Annotated in this window: 11 protein-coding genes and 1 pseudogene; 6 read left to right on the top strand and 6 right to left on the bottom strand. The window is 55.5% G+C overall.

Going from position 1 to position 17,437, the window contains the following annotated elements; translation table 11 throughout:
* Window positions 1-5 precede the first annotated feature (5 nt).
* Window positions 6-1,820 (top strand): M48 family metalloprotease, encoded by a 1,815-nt coding sequence (locus KH389_RS26355; protein ID WP_213606564.1) that lies wholly within the window; start codon window positions 6-8, stop codon window positions 1,818-1,820.
* Between the two features lie 3 nt (window positions 1,821-1,823).
* On the opposite strand, the gene KH389_RS26350 is transcribed toward KH389_RS26355, so the two are convergent.
* Both KH389_RS26350 and KH389_RS26345 read right to left on the bottom strand, forming a co-directional pair.
* Complete coding sequence (locus KH389_RS26350; RefSeq protein ID WP_213606563.1) at window positions 1,824-3,608, bottom strand: monovalent cation:proton antiporter-2 (CPA2) family protein; 1,785 nt, start codon at window positions 3,606-3,608, stop codon at window positions 1,824-1,826.
* A 100-nt stretch (window positions 3,609-3,708) separates the two neighbouring features.
* Window positions 3,709-5,001 (bottom strand): annotated as a pseudogene (locus tag KH389_RS26345) (YifB family Mg chelatase-like AAA ATPase); the annotation flags it as partial.
* A 514-nt stretch (window positions 5,002-5,515) separates the two neighbouring features.
* On the opposite strand from KH389_RS26345, the gene KH389_RS26340 reads away from it, so the two are divergent.
* Genes KH389_RS26340 through KH389_RS26325 form a run of 4 tightly spaced genes read left to right on the top strand, consistent with a single transcriptional unit; the run spans window position 5,516 to window position 10,953 of the window.
* On the top strand, window positions 5,516-6,826 hold the full coding sequence (locus KH389_RS26340; RefSeq protein ID WP_213606562.1) for a tyrosine-type recombinase/integrase: 1,311 nt from the start codon (window positions 5,516-5,518) through the stop codon (window positions 6,824-6,826).
* Window positions 6,823-8,457: a hypothetical protein gene (locus KH389_RS26335; protein WP_213606561.1), complete on the top strand. Its 1,635-nt coding sequence runs from the start codon at window positions 6,823-6,825 to the stop codon at window positions 8,455-8,457. The genes KH389_RS26340 and KH389_RS26335 overlap by 4 nt, the downstream gene beginning before the upstream one ends.
* Complete coding sequence (locus KH389_RS26330) at window positions 8,454-10,538, top strand: hypothetical protein (RefSeq protein ID WP_213606560.1); 2,085 nt, start codon at window positions 8,454-8,456, stop codon at window positions 10,536-10,538. Before KH389_RS26335 ends, KH389_RS26330 begins: the two co-directional genes overlap by 4 nt.
* Window positions 10,531-10,953: a hypothetical protein gene (locus KH389_RS26325; protein ID WP_213606559.1), complete on the top strand. Its 423-nt coding sequence runs from the start codon at window positions 10,531-10,533 to the stop codon at window positions 10,951-10,953. Before KH389_RS26330 ends, KH389_RS26325 begins: the two co-directional genes overlap by 8 nt.
* 206 nt (window positions 10,954-11,159) lie before the next feature.
* Here the strand turns inward: KH389_RS26325 and KH389_RS26320 are convergent, their stop codons facing one another.
* Both KH389_RS26320 and KH389_RS26315 read right to left on the bottom strand, forming a co-directional pair.
* Entirely contained in the window at window positions 11,160-11,573 is a 414-nt protein-coding gene (locus tag KH389_RS26320) for a hypothetical protein (protein ID WP_032856845.1), read from the bottom strand.
* A 515-nt stretch (window positions 11,574-12,088) separates the two neighbouring features.
* Window positions 12,089-14,743, bottom strand: coding sequence for a hypothetical protein (locus KH389_RS26315; RefSeq protein ID WP_244988666.1), 2,655 nt, complete (start codon window positions 14,741-14,743; stop codon window positions 12,089-12,091).
* A 48-nt stretch (window positions 14,744-14,791) separates the two neighbouring features.
* On the opposite strand from KH389_RS26315, the gene KH389_RS26310 reads away from it, so the two are divergent.
* The gene (locus tag KH389_RS26310; RefSeq protein WP_213605882.1) at window positions 14,792-15,772 is read left to right on the top strand and encodes an IS5 family transposase; all 981 of its coding nucleotides are present in this window, start codon (window positions 14,792-14,794) and stop codon (window positions 15,770-15,772) included.
* Here KH389_RS26310 and KH389_RS26305 read toward each other — a convergent pair.
* Both KH389_RS26305 and KH389_RS26300 read right to left on the bottom strand, forming a co-directional pair.
* A complete protein-coding gene (locus KH389_RS26305) occupies window positions 15,691-16,494 on the bottom strand; it encodes a hypothetical protein (protein WP_244988665.1) in 804 nt (267 codons plus the stop codon). The two genes, KH389_RS26310 and KH389_RS26305, sit on opposite strands and share 82 nt — an antisense overlap.
* A gap of 185 nt (window positions 16,495-16,679) precedes the next feature.
* Window positions 16,680-17,393: a hypothetical protein gene (locus tag KH389_RS26300; protein WP_213606557.1), complete on the bottom strand. Its 714-nt coding sequence runs from the start codon at window positions 17,391-17,393 to the stop codon at window positions 16,680-16,682.
* Window positions 17,394-17,437: the final 44 nt, after the last annotated feature.

Raw genomic sequence — 17,437 nt, 5'->3', positions numbered from 1 at the left:
CGCCCATGGCCGCACTGCAACGGTTGCGACTTCGTGCCTGGCTGCTGCTGGGCAACGGCTTTCTGCTGGTGGGCGGGCTGGCCCTGTGCGCGCTGCCGCTGGCGATGTGCATGTGGCTGCCCGGTGCTGCGGGGCTGCTGGCCGGGTTCGTGACCCTGCCAGCGGGCATGTTCGGCTACAGCATGCTCAAGCTGCCCTTTGCGACGCGTGCCGATTCCAGCGAGGACGGCATCGCCCTGCAGGCAGTGGACGCGCCGCAGCTGTTCGAGGAAATCGAGCGGTTGCGCCTGGCACTCGGCGCGCCTGCGCTGGATGCGGTGTACCTGAACGACGACTTCAACGCCAGTATCCGCCAGCACCACGTACTGTTTCGCAGGACGCGCAACGTGATGTGGCTGGGCCTGCCCTTGCTCGACACGCTGTCGCCGCGGGCCTGCGCGGCGATCCTGGCGCATGAGTGCGCGCACATCGCCCAGCGTCATGGCCGCTATGCCAGCCGCGTGTATTTCGCACGGCTGCAATGGCAGGCGGCGAGCGAGCGGCTGGAGCGCCATCGCTCGTTGTCGAGCGCGCCGCTGCGTCTGTTCGTGGGCTGGTACGTGCCGCGTTTTCTGGCCGTGAGCATGGATTTTGCGCGGCGCTGCGAGTACCAGGCCGACGCCGAGGCGGCGCGGGTAGGCGGGGTCGAGGCGATGCGCGAGGCGCTGGTCGGCCTGGCCTTGCAGGGGCGGGCGCTGGAGCAGGCATTCTGGCCCAAGGTGTTTCTTGCCGGCAGCGCCACGCCATTGACCGACCTGGCCCGCAGCGGTGCGCCGAGCCTGCCGCAGGACATTGCCGAGGCCCGCAGCTGGCTGCATGGCGCACTGTGCAACGAGACCGACGACAGCGATACCCACCCGGCGCTGGCCGACCGCCTGGCGGCGCTGGGGGGGGCACCCGATCAGCCCGACGCGGCACTGGTGTGGCAGCGCAGCCAGCCCAGCGCGGCGCAGGCCTGGCTGGGCGAGCAGCACCTGCCATTGGCGCAGCGCCTGGACGAACAGCAGGCCGATGACAATGCCCGGCATTGCCAGCGCGCCCGTGACGAGCGCGAGGCATTGGTGGCCGAGCAGCACGACCTGCAGCGCAAACGGCGTATCCGTGCGCTGTCGGGCCACGAGATTGCCCGGCTGGCCTGGCTGTACCGCACCCTTGGCGAGGCGGGCGATGAGGCGCTGCGTTTGCTGGAAGATGCACTGCAGCAGGCGCCGGACGCGGCGGTGCGCTATCAGCTGGCCGAGTGTCATGCCCAGGCCGGGCGCCCGGACGCCGCCGCAGCACTGTGGCGGCAGGTGGCCGAGCAGCGCGGGCCGTTGCAGCTGTACAGCCTGCGCAAGCTCAGCGTGCTGGCCCTGCGCAGCGATGACCGCGGCGCGGCCGAGCACTATCGGCGCGAGGCCGATGCCCTGCAGCGTGCCGATAGCGACGATGACGGTGAAGAAGGCGAGTGGGTGCCCCACGACCTGGTGCCCGTGGAGCGCAACAAGCTGATCGAGACGCTCACGCCGCTGCTGAAACTGGCGACCGGCGTGTGGCTGCTGCGCGAGACCGGCACACGGCGCTACATTTTGCTGGTACTGGCGCGGGACTCGCTGACTTTCCGCCTGGTCAGTCGCCTGACCGGCGAAGACAGCTACCTGCGCCGGGATTGCCAGCAAATGCTCAACCGCCTGCTGCCGCGCATTCGCCTGGATCTGGTGCCCGTGGTGATGTCGGCCGGGGATGCGCGGCTGGTGTTCTGCTCGCAGGCGTCGCAGCTGCGCTTGAGCGCGTTGCTGTAGCGCTCAGTCTGCATCCGACTCGAACAGCCGCGCCAACTCCGCCCGTGCTTCCTTGGCGTTCTGCATGACCTTGGCGCGGTCATTGCGCACCAGGCCCTGGGTTTCCAGCACCTGCTCGTCATGTTCGGTGAAGCGCTGGATACGGTCTGCTGCCTGCGCTTCGGAAAGCCCCAGCCCCACCAGGGCGCGACGGGTCATTTCCAGGCTTGAGTAGAACGTCTCGCGGATCGGCACCGCGCCCACATCGGTCAGCTTGTGCACATGCTGGCGGTTACGCGCACGGGCGAGCACCTTGAGGTGCGGGTACAGGCGCTTGACCCGTTCAGCCGTGCAAGTCGTTACTTCGGGGTCATCGGTGGTGATCACGAAGTACTCGGCCTCGCCCACCTTGGCGGCATGCAGCACTTCTGCTCGCAGCGGGTCGCCGTAGAATACCGGTGCCTGCTCGAAGGTGCGGGTCAGCTCGATGGCGTCCACCGAGGTGTCCAGGGCAACGAAGGGAATCTTCTGGGCACGCAATATGCGCGAGACGATCTGGCCCATGCGCCCCATGCCGACGATTACCACGCGCGGCGCGTCGGTCTGGATCTGCCGGTACTGCTCGGGCACTTCACGGGGTGCCTGGCGGTGCTTGAGCAGGCGCGTGCAGGCCAGCAGCAACAGAGGCGTGACGGCCATCGACAGGGTGATGGTCATCAGCAGCAGGTCATAGGTGTAGGTGTCGAACAGGCCCTGATCCTTGCCCAGCTTGAATACCACGAAGGCAAATTCGCCGCCCGCCGCCAGTACCACCCCCAGGCGCAATGCATTGCCCTTGTTCAGCCCCCCGATGCGGCCGACCAGCATCAACAGTGGCAACTTGACTGCCACCAGCAACAGGGTCAGGCCCAACAGCAGGCCCGGGCTCTGCAGCAGCATGCCCAGGTTGGCCCCCATGCCCACGCTGATGAAGAACAGCCCGAGCAGCAGGCCCTTGAAGGGCTCGATCTGCGATTCGAGCTCATGGCGGTACTCGGAGTCAGCCAGCAGCAGGCCGGCGAGGAAGGCGCCCAGTGCCATGGAGATGCCGGCTTCTTCCATCAGCCAGGCAGTACCGATCACCACCAGCAGCGCGGTGGCGGTGGAGACTTCCGGCAGCCCGGTACGGGCGACGATGCGAAACACCGGGCGCAGCAGATAGCGGCCGCCGACGATCACCACCGCGATGCTGGCGAACACCTTCAGGCCATGTGCCAGGCTGTCGCCGTGGCTGGTGTCCGGGCCGCTGGCGGCCAACAGGGGCACCAGGGCGATCAGCGGAATGGCCGCGATATCCTGGAACAGCAGCACGGCGAAGGCCAGGCGTCCATGGGGGGCGTTGAGCTGCTTGCTTTCGGCCAGGCTCTGCAGGCCAAGGGCGGTGGACGATAACGCCAGGCCCAGGCCGACGACCACGGCGGCGGGCATCGGCTGGCCGAAGCCGAACAGGGCAATGGCGCCGATCACGGCGCCCGTCAGCAGCACCTGCGCCAGCCCCACGCCGAACACCGATTTGCGCATCAGCCACAGGCGGCGCGGCGAAAGCTCCAGGCCGATGATGAACAGCAACAGCACCACACCCAGCTCGGAAATGTGCGCGACGCTTTCGGTGTCGCGGATCAGCCCCAGGACCTGGGGGCCGATGGCGACGCCTGCGAGCAGGTAGCCGATCACGGCGCCCAGTTGCAAACGCTTGGCCAGGGGCACCGCAATGACCGCGGCAAGCAGGAAGATGACGGCTGTTTGCAAAAGGCTGCCTTCGTGTGGCATCGCTCGGCTCCAGGGGGCTGCTACGGCGGCAGCGTTGAACAGTGAGGGCGCATGATGAGGCTGCGCCCGGCATTGCACAAACCGATGGGCGTCAAGGCACCTAAGGCCCGGGGCGGTACTGCAGGGCCTCGGCCAGGTGCACACGCGCAATGTGTGCGGCCTGTTCCAGATCGGCCAGCGTACGTGCCACCTTGAGCAGGCGGTGCGCGGCCCGTAGCGACAAGGTTAGTCGTTCGCACGCGGTTTCCAGCCATTGCTGATCGTCAGCGGACAGCGCGCAGTGCTGGCGCAGGCCGGGCAGCTCGAGAAAGGCGTTGGCACAGCCCTGGCGCTGTTGTTGTCGTTCGCGTGCGGCAGCCACCTGCCCTGCGATGTGGGCACTGGCGGGGCCGTTGTCGGTGCAGTGCGAGAGCGCCGTGGCTTCACGGGCGACGGTCAGGTGCAGGTCGATGCGATCAAGCAACGGGCCGGAGAGCTTGTTGCGGTAGCGCTGGATCTGGTCGCTGCTGCATCGGCAGCGACCGGTGGGGTCGCCATGGTAGCCGCAGGGGCAGGGGTTCATCGCCGCCACCAGTTGGAAGCGGGCCGGGAAGCGGATCTTGTCCTTGGCCCGGGCGATCACGATTTCGCCCGATTCCAGGGGCTCGCGCAGCACTTCCAGCACGCGCCGCTCGAACTCCGGCAACTCATCCAGAAACAGCACGCCATGGTGGGCCAGGGTGATCTCGCCGGGTTGCGGGCGGCTGCCACCGCCGACCAGTGCGGCCCCCGACGCCGAGTGATGCGGGTGGCGAAACGGACGCTGCGGCCAGCTGTTGAGCGGCAGCGGGCTGGCGACCGACTGGATGGCCGCCACCTCCAGCGCTTCGCGCTCGTTCAGCGGTGGCAGCAGGCCGGGCAGGCGGCTGGCGAGCAGAGTCTTGCCGGTGCCGGGTGGCCCGCTGAACAGCAGGTTGTGGGCCCCGGCCGCCGCGACCAGCAGGGCACGCTTGGCGGCGAGCTGGCCCTGTACCTCGTTGAGGTCGGGGTAGGGCTGGCTGTGCAGGACCAGGCCGTTGGCCTTGTAGGGTTCGAGGGGCTGCTGGCCGTTGAGGTGCGCGACCAGTTCCAGCAGGTGGTCTACGGCGTACACCACCAGGCCCGAAGCCAGGCAGGCCTCCTCGGCATTCTCCCGTGGCACCACCAGCGCGCGCCCGGCTTCGCGGGCCGCAAGGGCGGCCGGCAGCACGCCCTGCACGCAGCGCACCGCCCCCGACAGCGCCAGCTCGCCCAGGCACTCCACCGCGTGCAGCGAGGCGATCGGCATCTGCCCGTTGGCGGCCAGGATGCCCAGGGCTATGGCCAGGTCGAAGCGTCCGCCATCCTTGGGCAGGTCGGCGGGGGCGAGGTTTACAGGTCAATACCGGGGCATGGACGTCTAAAGTACAAATGTCCATATGGACGCCCTCCAGCCCCAACTAAGCAATAACGTCTCGATGATCCAAAGGGATTTCCAGTGCCCCAAGTGAAGTGTTGCCCGCTGCGATAGCTGGCAGCTTTTGCTGGAAATGAGGATCGAAATGATCCAGCAATCAGATCTAAGAAGCTCTGTAGATGGGCTGCGGGTGAGGAGGGCAAATACCGTTAGGGTTGACGAGCTAGAGAAATCCGAGGGCCTGAACTATCGATGGCTACTACATAAAGGCGGGGGAGCGTGATGGGAATGCGGAGCGGCGTATCAGGCTTTTCTCAAGCCAAACTCCTGATTTTTATATAAAAATGGGGGGAATTACAAGATTGACGAGAGGTGAATCTGGCGTAAAATACACATTTTTCTGGTCGAAATAATACCTCTGGAGTCGACCAGATGACTAAACTATACGGTACGGGTGTGGCGTTGTCAATATATGGTTAAAGGATCGAAATGCATGGCTTTCGTGGAGCTCATTACCCTCACCCTTTTTCACATCACTGTGGCTCCAGGTGTCGCCTCCTACGCCCTTCCATTCGCGCATGACCTCAAGCGGCAGAAGAATTACATCGTCCTGGGGTTCCCGATCCTGCGGTGGTCGACAGGCGCGTTATGGGATGAGGCGAATCTTTGGCTAGGTGCTCTTGCCCAAAGCATCCCTACTCAGGGCATACGAATTAAGTCTATAAGGTCTTTGGCCTATGCCCTGATAACTTTTATGCGATTTGTAGAGGGCGAAGGGCGCCCATGGAATTATCTTCCCTTGATTCCTGCAGATAGGACAATAAACAGGTACAGAAAGCACCTGATCGACGCCAGAGAGAGCGGTGAGCTAGCACCATCAACTGTCTCCGCAAAAATGTCTGTCGTGCTGCGCTTGTTTAGATGGGCTCAGATAAACAAGATCATTAGCGCCGTTGCTTTTGAGGTAACCGGAGTTAAGGTAGTTAAGGTTCCTGACCAATATGGCCGGGAGTTAGCCGTAAGTGTAAGTTTTTCGAACTTGGCTATTCCTAATCGCAAAGCCTCGGCAGGTCGAGTTGAAGGCGGGCTGATGCCAGTTTCGATAGACTATAGAAATGAGCTGATTGATTTTGCACGCGATCATCTAAGTTATGACCTATATCTAATGCTTAGAATTGCGTTTGAATCTGGTCTACGGATTGAGTCAATCTGTAATTTAAAAGTTAATACTGTCAACTGGGGCACTCCTGATTTTTTTGATGCGGAGCTGTCTTGGTTACAGGTGGGGCCCAATGTGGATGGCGCGCCTGTTGCAACTAAGTTCGGGGTGCAGGGGGCCGTCATGATTGGCACAGCGCTTTTAGATGAGCTGAAAGAATATTGCAAATCCATACGGCGAATCATTAGAGAAAATAGAGCATCTGAGGATTGTGGCGAACTGTTATTCATAACAAAAAATGGAAACTCCTACGGTCGTCGTTCGGATACTGATCGCAGCGCCATAAACTCTCTTGTTTTTGCGGCAAAAGAAAAGGCGAGGAAGATGGGTTTGAACTTCGATGATTTTCACTTTCATCGAGCTCGTGCAACCTTCGGTGTGGCGATAGTTCAGTGTGGGATGGAATGCGAACCCAGCATACCACTGTCAGATATCTTGAGCTTCGCAAGGGACTGTCTTCTCCATAAAGACGTCGAAACCACAATGAAATACGTTAGGTTTCTGCAAAATTCAAAAATCAAAGCCAAATATGCCAATGAATACACTGCAGCAATGATGGGCAGATATAACGAGCGCAGTAAATGATAGACGATCTTGGATTTGACGGTGTGGTTTATGGGGAGGAGCGAATCCCACTGACGTTGAGGTCTTGCCTTTACGTGAATGGCGCTGGCTGCCATACAAAGAAATTTGAAGAATATCGTCTGGGTAACGTCCTTGGGCTCGTGGTGACTGCACGCATCCCGCTCGTCTACGCCCTTCACTCGGAATTGAATGGGATTGTTTCATCAGGGGGTAGTCCCAGAACTTTGGAAGGCGGTGTGTCTCGTGTACGGGCTTTTTATATGTACAGTGACGGACTAGGTATCGACCCAACCAAGGCAAATGCTTGCAGCCTATATTGTGGATGGGTCAAAAGCCTCTATAAAAGTGTTAATAGCGGTGATGCTAAAGAGGACGGCTGTTACGGGAAAGCTAGTGGCATGGCGACGTTGCTCGGAAACGCTACAGGCCTGGGCCGGGAATTTTTTGTATTAAATGCTGGGCTAACGGCCCCTAGCAAAAAAAATGCATTCCCCCAAATAGATAAGCAAAACCTTGGCGATGCTAAGCGCTTTATCGATGACTTGATGGATATTCGTAACTGCTTAGGAATCGAAGCATTTCAGCGACCTCTGCCAGCGCAGCTTAAGATGTCAAATGGTCAGGAGATAATGCTGTACAGTGGCCTAACTCAGCATGAACAATTACTGGCTGATAAGCTTACAAATGTAAGTTTAAGAGTTCGGTATGCCTTATATAATGTCCGAGTGGAAACTGAATTGATGTTATTTATAAGTCAGACGTCCATAAACTTGTCGGACGCTGCAGGGCTCAAATTTCAGGAGCTAAAGTTCTACACAGTTGGTGACAGTTTTGAAGCGCGCACATACAAAGGCCGAAAACAAGGCGAAGTTATATTCACGGCTTACGGTGAGTATAAGCCTTATTTCTTGGATTTTCTTGCGTTCAGAAAAGCGCTGGGCATCAGCGAACATACCAACCTGTTATTCGGTAAGTTGCCACAGGCCGGAAGAACTGTTAGCGACAATCCTAACCCTCGTTCACTAATTCGTTTGATGAAGAAGCTGGAGCGTCCGTTTGTTATAGCGGGAGAGCTCCGGAAAACCCGGCAGAACTGGTTAGCCCGAAAAGCAGGTGACCCCGCCCTCGCCGCTGAGATAGGCCAGCATGATTTGGAAACTTTCGGTAGATATTATGAACGCCCAAATCACCAGACAGCGACCACTGAGTGGTCGAACTACTATAGAAGTAGTGCGAAGGCTAAGCGTGCTGCACTCGTGGGAGAATGTACTGGCCAGCCTATTCCTGTAAAAGAGTTACCAGCGGGTTTTGAGAAGCCAAATTGCGTCAATCCGAATCTTTGCATTTTCTGTATTAGTTACAAAGGCATAAAAACATATTCTTATATATGGTCTATTCTTTCTTATAAGGTTTTACGCGAGCGTGAAAAGTTGGTTTCTTTGCGCAGTAATGCGGATGTTTCTGGCTTGGAATCTGCAATAAGTCGCCTTGACCAAATCATTGGCGCGTTTGAGACCGCTGGAAAGAAATGTGCGGGATGGTTAGCAAAAGCTGCGCAGCAGACGCAAATGGGAAATTACCACCCTCGGTGGAGCGGCTTTATTCATTTGTTAGACGTGGCCAGTTTATGAGTGCGTTAGATCCTGAGTTGTTCAATAGTCTTGAACGCCCAGAACGCCCAGAACGCCCAGAACGCCCAGAAAGCTCGGAAGGTCTGGAGAGTCTGGAAGCCTTGCAAGGCATGGGGACAGGGCTCAAGTTTCCGCTAGATAATGACTATCCTATTTTGGTGAAAAAGGATGAGTCCACGGGACAGGATCAGGTGCTTGTCACCTATAGTCAAGATCGATGGGATTTTTCAAGTGTGTCTGGAACAATTAAAAACTTCTATTTCTATAGGGTTTCAAATTCAGCGAAGGGGGAAATTTCTGCTTCGGGATGGAAAGCACTTAAGATGGTAATGGCGTACTTGTGGATTAACCGTGGGCACTCGATCTCGATTGAGACTTACAGCTACTACTACAAGCAGTTTCGTGCCCTTTTCGTCATAATGACTTCGCATAATGTGGATGTGCTTGAAGCCCCAATGAATGAGGATCAGGCCTACAAGGTGTTTGGGCTCCACCGTCGCGCTAGCGTGATGCTTCAGCTCATTGCTGTTTTGTATGTTGGACGTAGTCGCTTAGGCTTTTATTTTTTGGCACCGTGGGAGAGCACCTTGGTGCAGCGAATGCTTGAGCCAGTAGAGTTTCAACAAACGCCATGTATTCCATGGCGGATTTGGGAGTACCAGAAAGATCGGCTTAAGGAGTTTATGGATGATTTCATCTCGTCATCAGAGCGGCTAGATAGGCTCCAAAACCGTTTGATCGATCTTTACGAAGGGTCTGATTATAAGCGAAACCGGGTTAAGGGGCGCGTCACCAGCGACACGCATAATATCAAACCATTGGGTAAAGATGGTCATAGGTATTTAACCTTTCACCATTATTCTACTTTCTATAGATTGTCTCCGTTATTGAGAAAGTGGATGGTACCTATTGGGAGAGATCTTGATACGATTATCTCTCAAGATGGGGCGAGAATTTTTTCATCGTATTTGACCGCTGTTTCTTATGTGGGCTTGCTCTATCTTGCTAATTATTCCGGCATGCGAAGAGGCGAGCTTTCTAAGTTGAGAGCAAATTGCTTTATTTCAGATGATGATGAAGTTCTAGGTAAGGCTTACTTTCTTTGTGGCGGCACATCAAAGACAATCAATGACCCCAATGCTCTTTGGGTAACTGATGAATATAGTGGTGAGGTCGTAAAGGCGCTGGGTGCCGTTTCAGCAATGAGATTGAGGTGCGCAAAAATTTTTAATCGGGGCAATGTCGTAGGCGCCGATATGCTCAACCCTCTTCTGCTCCTACGTGCTTATGAGCCTTGGGGCCGTGCTAGGGGTGAAGCATTAGATAAGAGCGTCGAACTCTGTAAGGATTTTTCCTACAATGGCTGGCAGGGGGTATGCCCTAACCTTTTTGATACAAGAGTGCTTACTATTACTGAAGAAGACTTCCTGTTGGCCAAAAAGTATACCCCGTCATTGGACATACAAGAATTTGCCGTTGGCAATATTTGGCCTTTTGCTCTTCATCAGCTGAGACGTACGCTACTGATAGACGCCACTGAATCTGGGGTAAGCAGGTCATCAACTCAGTATCAAGCGAAACACCGGGATACATCGATGACTCGCTATTATATATCAAATTTTCAGAGCAATCTTAGCGCTGAAATGCGTAAGGGCCTAATGGCTGAAATTGTTGCAAGTTTATCAAGAGCTGCTGTGGGTCTTAAAGAAAATCATTTTGTTTCTGTCTATGGTCAGGAGCATAAAGCGAAGCTCATCGAATTCGTAGATGTGACCGACATCAAAGGCCTGGGCGAGACTGCCGACACAAGGTCTTTTTCGATCCGAGAAACATTCTTCGGTATATGTTTGAAAAAAGGCTATTGTTCATCAGGTGGAATTACTTTTGTAGGCGATTGCGGTACCTGCGCAGAGGGGCTGGGGGATAAACGTAAAGTTGCTGTATTAGTCGCTCTTAAAGATGACCTAACTTCTCGCCTCGTTGATTTCAAGTCAGGTGATTTGGATTATATTTCCATGGAGTTCCAAATAAAGGCTATAGATGCAGCCCTCAAAACTCTCCGGAGTGATGATAATGGGTAAGGCGGAGCTTGATTTCAGTGCGGCCTTCGAGAGGCTTAAGTATGGAAACACCCTGATCCTTCCTCCCGGCAGCCCGGTCTCTCAGAATAACGTTGCTAGGGAGGCCGGGAGAGACCCTTCTGCTTTGAGGAAGTCTCGATATCCTAAGCTTGTCGCAGACATCCAGGCTTGGATTGTAATGGAGGCCTCCACAACGACGGGCACGTCCACAAAGGTGGTGATTGCGGAGGGGAAGGATCCACATTTTGAATCCCAGCTAGCGGATGCAATGCTCCAACTGGACTCCCTTCGAGAAGAACGCGACCTACTGCTGTCCAAGCTTTTGATAGCAAATGACAGAATCCTACTTCTGACATCAAAAATCAAAGAAGACGACAATGCAGGCAAAGGCTCGGCTCCTATTGTGTTCACGTAGGTTATGTCGAGTGCGCCAACCGACAAGGTGAGCGATACCGACTTGCCGTCCAGATCCGTCCAGCTGTGCCGCTCGAAGGAGGCGCAGAGAGTTTCGCAGCAAGGCCAGCTGACGGCACTTGTGGCCGTCAGGCCTGATTCATCTGGCTGAGCCGTCCGAGCTTCCTGCCATACCCGACAGGAAGCTTTTCCCGATAGACTCAGAGGTCAAACAGGCAGCGTCATCTGTACCAGCCAGACAAGAGCCTCCAGGGCTTGTGTGTGGTAGTAGGCGAGGATCAGCAAGGCCGCGCCATTCAGATATCTCCCAGCCGCGATGCCTGCCTTCCACGTAGGCTTCACTTTGAGGCCATGCTCACGCTTCAGTCGTTTGATCAGTTGCTTCTGAGGCCGCTTTGACAAGGCAGCCAAACGCGAGAGCCCCAGGAACACCACCGCGAGCAACTGCATGTGGTCGCTTAAGTAGCGTTCGCCGGCGCCGAAGCCTTCAGGCAGGAAAGGCGGGGGCCCCGAGAAGGTGGCTGCAACCGCGAGGGTCGCGATCAGTACCCAAAACAGGGCCAGGGTTCGTTTGGACTGCAGGGCCGGGTATTTGGCAACGACAAGGGAGTGCGTTGTCATCAGACTCTCCGATTTGGTAGTGGACTGGGAATGAATGAGTTCAAGGAAAATTTCCCAGAACAGTCACCGCAGCGCTACTCAACTTACTGCTTTTACTGCATCCCTCGCTCTTGACGTGCTCTCGCTGTTCTCCCGCCTGGCGATGGAGGGGCATTCACTGATGCGCTGGTACTGGTCGATTTCACTGGCCTTGCGTACCACACCTATGTAATCACAAGCCTCAAGCTCCGTTGGCCATACCAGCCGGGGGATGCAATGCTCGAACCTGCGTCGTCGGGGAAAAGGTTCAAGGGCACACGAAGAACGCACCGCACGATGGAAAGGCGCTACCTCGCCATCGAGATCAGTACGTCACACTACCTTTTGAGGTGCTCGAAGGGGATCTCATGATTGGGTTGTTCGGTGAGTTGCACTACGAATGAAATCCGACTACAGCTCAATACGTCGTTGGCCAATAAGAAACACGCTCCCCAGGCGACACGCATGCACGCCTGGGGTAACCACACCTCGGGCGTCTATGCCTTCCGGCCTTCCGATGAACGAATCCTCGCCAAAGCACGGCTGATCGGAGGGTTGTCGACCCCCTCCGGGATTAACACATCGTCATCAGGTTGAAGCGCTGTAATCTCTAGGTGGTTATCATCAATTTCCCAAGCATTTATAACCACAAGCCCTGAAGTTGATAAATGATGTGTGGGTCTCCCCTTTGCGTCCACCGTGACGACATAGCACCTTTTGTAGTTTTCATAATCGCTCAGGAACCTATCAAGATTCTCAGAGGAATCCGGCGTAACCGTAAGAATTCTGGATGAGGCCGAATGAATACTCGAAGAGCCGTCATCATTCTGCTCAAGATTACTCGTAACCACGACTCGATAGTGCGCAGGGTTCTGCTTGCTAATTCCGCGCATGAGTGCGATCCGCAACTTATTGCCAGGATCTTTATCACCAACAGTTTTAGCGATATTTGAAAAAATCTTTTCCCCAACCACTGGGTTTTCAAATAGGAATACAATAGCAGGAATCTGGCCTCCACCCCCTTGAAAACCAACCCCCCTCCATCCAGCTTGATCCCACAGACTGACCTGAATGAGAGATGAAATCTTCAAGTCTCTATGTTTAAGGGTTGAAAATTGGAACGGATGTTTTGGTCGCTCCTCGGAAACGTCAGCTTTAGGTCGCCAGTCCATGGGTTCAATGTTGTGATGCTCAAACCAAGTCACGCGACGAGTTGGCTTGTGCAACTCTAGGGACTCATCCTGATGAGTCGCAATTCCTGGGGCAGCATCACGCCCCATGAAATAGCCGTCCAATCCAATATTACAGTTGAAGACAACGGCTCGCTCCAAGGCTTTATCGCCTCGAAGCATTTCTTCCAATCTCGTCCAGCCAATCTGAGGGCAGATGATGGTGACAAAACGGAGGCAGAATTCACTGTAGAAATCCTTGATTGTATCTCGTTGCTCATCGGTCAAATTGGCGATACTGAACGGCGAGCAGAGTATTTCAGCAGAAGTTACCTGTGCAGCAGTATCGAAACTATGCTGCAGTATGAATTCGTCCTCATCTTCCAGCGAGATATCAATATTTACGGCGGGCAATGTAGACGCTAGATGGTCTGCCATCATCGGGGCGCAGAAGCTTTCCAGCACAGCCAGTAATTGCTGCGCTAGCTCCATGCAAGGGGACTTCACGGGGAAGGATACGGACACCTTACAACCCAGGATGTAGGAGCTTATGGTCGTCCAGCGGTCTATATAAAGGTCGAGCGGGGCCACCGGGGCGCCCATATCAATGCCGCGCCACATATTTATAAATTGAAGATCAATAGGCTCACCTTCGGGCCCTGCTTTATCTTCATGACCTAAGCAAATCAATAGCGCATCGGCACTGAGCCATAAACCTAACTGATTTAGTTTATCCGGCAGCCAAGCTAGTCTTTCAATATCTGAGAAATTGGCGTTGAAAAAGAGCTTACCAATGAGAACCTCATAACTCATTTTCTGACTTTCTGTCCACAGCTCTTCATCCAGTGTTTGAGAGATTAGTTGAGCCAGGTGGTACCAAGTTAATGACTGACCCAAGCGACCAAGCTGACCTTCAATCCACATGAGTTGCTGGTAAATAGCAGCTTGCTTAGCACTGCTCCGCTGCTCCTTCAGTGCCTCAGAGGTGACGAGGTAAGCTGCCATCAGCGCAGAACCTCTGGCAGCCCAGAGTAGGCCCTGCTTCTCGTATGCATGGGACAACATATAAAGGGCAGCGAACATTTCCGTCTTGCTTTCGCTGCTATACAACCCATACAGAGATAACCCAAAGCACTTGATTGCCCTGTAGTAATCCTTTTTATCGCTGCTCAGCGCTCCTCGTCTCAGGTACTTATCTGCCTTTATCCGGCTATTTTCCCGTTCACCCGCATCATCAATGAGCTTATCCATGAGATCTTCGTAGGCCTTGAGATCTCCAAAGGCCACGTCGAGTTCTTCGAGCAAGTTGACGAGACGAGCCATAGGGTAGCCAATCAGCTTATGAGCACTATCAGCGATGGTGCCCAAAGACCTGAAGGTGTTGTTGACCTGCTCCTCGCTTTTAGCAGCCAAAAGATCCAGGAGCGCCAGTGATGTCTTGGCTTGCAATGCGCCGCTGATCATATCCGCGTCGCCGGCTATCGAGTTCAATTTCTCTCGAATGGTGGCTTCGATGCAGGCCACATCGAGGGTGCACTTGCCGTCTCGATGAGTGGTGACAACCAGATTGAACAACGTTACGACTTTCTCCCAGACCTCAACGTTGTCGGTCTCTTGTGCCACGCCAAGCGCTTTCTCAAAGGTGTCCTCGAAGAGCTCGGCATTTTCCAGCCACCAATACGCGGCCCATGTCAGCTGATAAAGGGACTCGAAATGCTGCCTCGGGGTGCCAAACTTTTTCGCTGTCCGCACAGCGAGATTGAACTGGTGCTCAACAGAGACAGCATCCCGCTCCAGCTCTTTGTAGATGATGGCACGCTTGATATAGAGGTCGACCTGGGAGAGCGTCAAACGGCCTGGATCTTCAATCTGTTCGATCTGACGCTCAATGTCTGCTAGCTGGATCTGCTTGTCAGCGTCGAATGGGCCGATCTGAATTTTGCTCTCAATGCTGCCTGTAAGACCTAGGGATTCTCCGATCAAGTCCCCAAATGTGCTGAAATACGCCTGACCTCCTGATCCGAGCCACCCATGAGCCAGATGAGCTTTTCCGACTTCGAATATGCCGGCAAGCGCAAGCAGACACGCCGCGAACGCTTCCTCGCCGAGATGGATCAGGTCGTGCCCTGGACTGGGCTGCTGGGGCTGATCGAGCCGTTCTATCCCAAGGCCGGCGGCGGTAGAAAACCCTACCCGCTGGAAACCATGCTGCGCATCCATCTGTTGCAGAACTGGTTCTCCCTGAGCGATCCGGCCATGGAAGAAGCGCTCTACGAAATCACGCCTATGCGCCAGTTCGCACGCCTGACGCTGAGCGCGCCGATCCCCGAAGACACCACGATCATGAACTTCCGGCACTTGCTGGAGAAGCATCAACTCGCACCTGCGATCCTTGCGGTCATCAACGGTTACTTGCAGGAGAAAGGCCTGTCGTTGCGCCAGGGCACCATCGTTGATGCCACCATTATTCATGCCCCAAGTTCGACCAAGAACGAAGAAGGCAAGCGCGATCCCGAGATGCATCAGACCAAGAAAGGCAATCAGTATTTTTTCGGGATGAAGGCTCATATCGGCGTCGATGCTGAGTCCGGCCTGGTTCATCACGTCCATGGCACCGCAGCCAATGTGGCCGATGTCACACAGGTCGCCGAGCTGTTGCATGGCGAAGAAAACGCGGTGTATGCAGACGCCGGGTACACCGGTGTCGAGAAGCGCGAAGAGCATGAAAATCGTGAGGTGATCTGGCAAGTCGCCGCGCGCCGCAGCACGTATTCCAAGCTGAACAAACGCAGCCTGCTTTACAAAGCCAAGCGCAAAATTGAGTACTGCAAAGCTCAGACACGGGCCAAGGTTGAGCATCCGTTTCGGGTGATCAAACGGCAATTTGGTTACGTGAAAGTGCGCTTTCGAGGGCTGATGAAGAACACGGCTCAGTTGACCACGCTGTTCGCTCTGTCGAACCTATGGATGGCTCGAAAGCAGCTGATGGGTATGGGCGAGTTACGCGCGTAACACGGAAGACCGGGCGACAAAGCCCTCAAAACGCTGTGCATGGGACTTTCTTTCGGCAAACAGCGGTACGCGCCGGAGAATGTTTGGCCTGCCGCCGCTTTTCGGCAAGTTGATCGGAGCATCCCTAGGTAGTCGATGGCAAGCTGCTGATTCTTGGGCTGCAGTGTTTTATCAAGCAGCCAGGTTCGATCAAGGATTGTGACCGTGACGCCATGCTTTTCCGAAAGGTCATCTTGAAGCTGCGCCCTCAGGCTGTTCTTGATGAATCGACTGGAGACACAAAAGATGCGTGAGTACCCACGCCCGGTGGACATGATGCTCTCGACATCCTTCGTGCATTTTGTCTTCCAGTCTTTCTGGGTACTGACACCGAATGCCCATCGCTCAGACTCCGGAGCCTCGTTTAATCCCCAGAAAAAGGCGATTTGGCTGGCTACAGGGTACGTTTCGGTATCGGTTTTACCGTCTCCACCCGCAGTAGGGCCGGTCTGGGCAACCAAGTTGGGACAGATTTCTCGCTCACACAGCTTGCGTACGAATATCTCGAACTCAAGCTCTTGGCTTCGGTTGTTCAGGGTCTCGAAGTGATACTCCAGCATGGAGCGATCGATAGTCGACTCCTGTAGCTTTAAAGAGTCCGAGAACTGCTCCGGACGTCTCGCTCGCAGAAAGTCTTGCGGCTTGGGAGCAGTTATCTTGGTAGCCGATTGTTCCTTTTCCATCATTCACTCCTGAAATGACCAACGGCATCGCCCGGCTGCGGTCAACGCTTGACCCTGGGTCAATAAAGGCTCGACGTCATCGTGTTGGTCTGCGGTTCACGACACTGCGGGACGCCCACGCAGACATGGTGGGCGGACGATCGTTTATACCAGCCACCGGAACCGAAGCTGATGGCTTGCCAAATTTATAATGCCGGCCTCTCGGCCTGCCAAAAATTGCAGCTGAAGTTATTCAGCCCCCCACCGTGGGGACTAGGTCTCACCGCGAACACCTCAGGCACAGCATCACCGTCGCCACCATCGCGGAAGAACTCCCTCATAGAGAAAAGGGCCTGAGCCTTCAAACGCTCCCATTCTCGGTACAGACTGTCTTCAAGATCCCTCGCTGCCTGCGCCGCGCTGGGTTTGCGCTTGGGCAGCGGCAGGGTGTAGCTGGGCTGAGGGGAGAAATCGTAGACGAACGTCAGGTGACCGTGCTTCCAGTCCGCAGACGATGACGCTCGCCAGCGGAACGACACGGGCACTGACAGCCGCTTGCTGAGATGGAAGGGCGGCCTGATCTGATCATCAATGAAAAACAGCTCCCCCTCTTTGCGCTCTGTTTCGAACCGCTCTTTCATCTGCTGCACAGCGTGAATGAGGTCATTGCCGGCATACAGCGCATCCTGTCGAGTGCGTTCGCGCTTGGCATGGGCCTTGGCCTTGCTGTACTCGGCGATCGCTCGCTGGAACCCATGGAGCTTGTTACCTACATAGGGCCCACAGTCACCGAGCCCTAGGCCCTGAATCGGCCCCATGCGCTCTTCATCCAAACACTTGCGTACCGCTGATCGAAGCACCGCCTCATCGACATTGGTGATTGCAGCTTGCTGATCACTGGGCAAGTTAATGTAGGTCATAACGAAAACATTCCTCGCGTACTGGTAGTTGGGTGTTACCTGAT

Source organism: Pseudomonas qingdaonensis, from assembly GCF_018398475.1.
Taxonomy (GTDB): Bacteria; Pseudomonadota; Gammaproteobacteria; order Pseudomonadales; family Pseudomonadaceae; genus Aquipseudomonas; species Aquipseudomonas palmensis.
This window is presented reverse-complemented; position numbering and strand designations above follow the sequence as displayed.

Coding starts and splice junctions, on each gene's coding strand:
- KH389_RS26355 (WP_213606564.1), top strand. CDS start 6: ATGGCCGCACTGCAACGGTTGCGACTTCGTGCCTGGCTGCTGCTGGGC.
- KH389_RS26350 (WP_213606563.1), bottom strand. CDS start 3,608: ATGCCACACGAAGGCAGCCTTTTGCAAACAGCCGTCATCTTCCTGCTT.
- KH389_RS26340 (WP_213606562.1), top strand. CDS start 5,516: ATGGCTTTCGTGGAGCTCATTACCCTCACCCTTTTTCACATCACTGTG.
- KH389_RS26335 (WP_213606561.1), top strand. CDS start 6,823: ATGATAGACGATCTTGGATTTGACGGTGTGGTTTATGGGGAGGAGCGA.
- KH389_RS26330 (WP_213606560.1), top strand. CDS start 8,454: ATGAGTGCGTTAGATCCTGAGTTGTTCAATAGTCTTGAACGCCCAGAA.
- KH389_RS26325 (WP_213606559.1), top strand. CDS start 10,531: ATGGGTAAGGCGGAGCTTGATTTCAGTGCGGCCTTCGAGAGGCTTAAG.
- KH389_RS26320 (WP_032856845.1), bottom strand. CDS start 11,573: ATGACAACGCACTCCCTTGTCGTTGCCAAATACCCGGCCCTGCAGTCC.
- KH389_RS26310 (WP_213605882.1), top strand. CDS start 14,792: ATGAGCCAGATGAGCTTTTCCGACTTCGAATATGCCGGCAAGCGCAAG.
- KH389_RS26305 (WP_244988665.1), bottom strand. CDS start 16,494: ATGGAAAAGGAACAATCGGCTACCAAGATAACTGCTCCCAAGCCGCAA.
- KH389_RS26300 (WP_213606557.1), bottom strand. CDS start 17,393: ATGACCTACATTAACTTGCCCAGTGATCAGCAAGCTGCAATCACCAAT.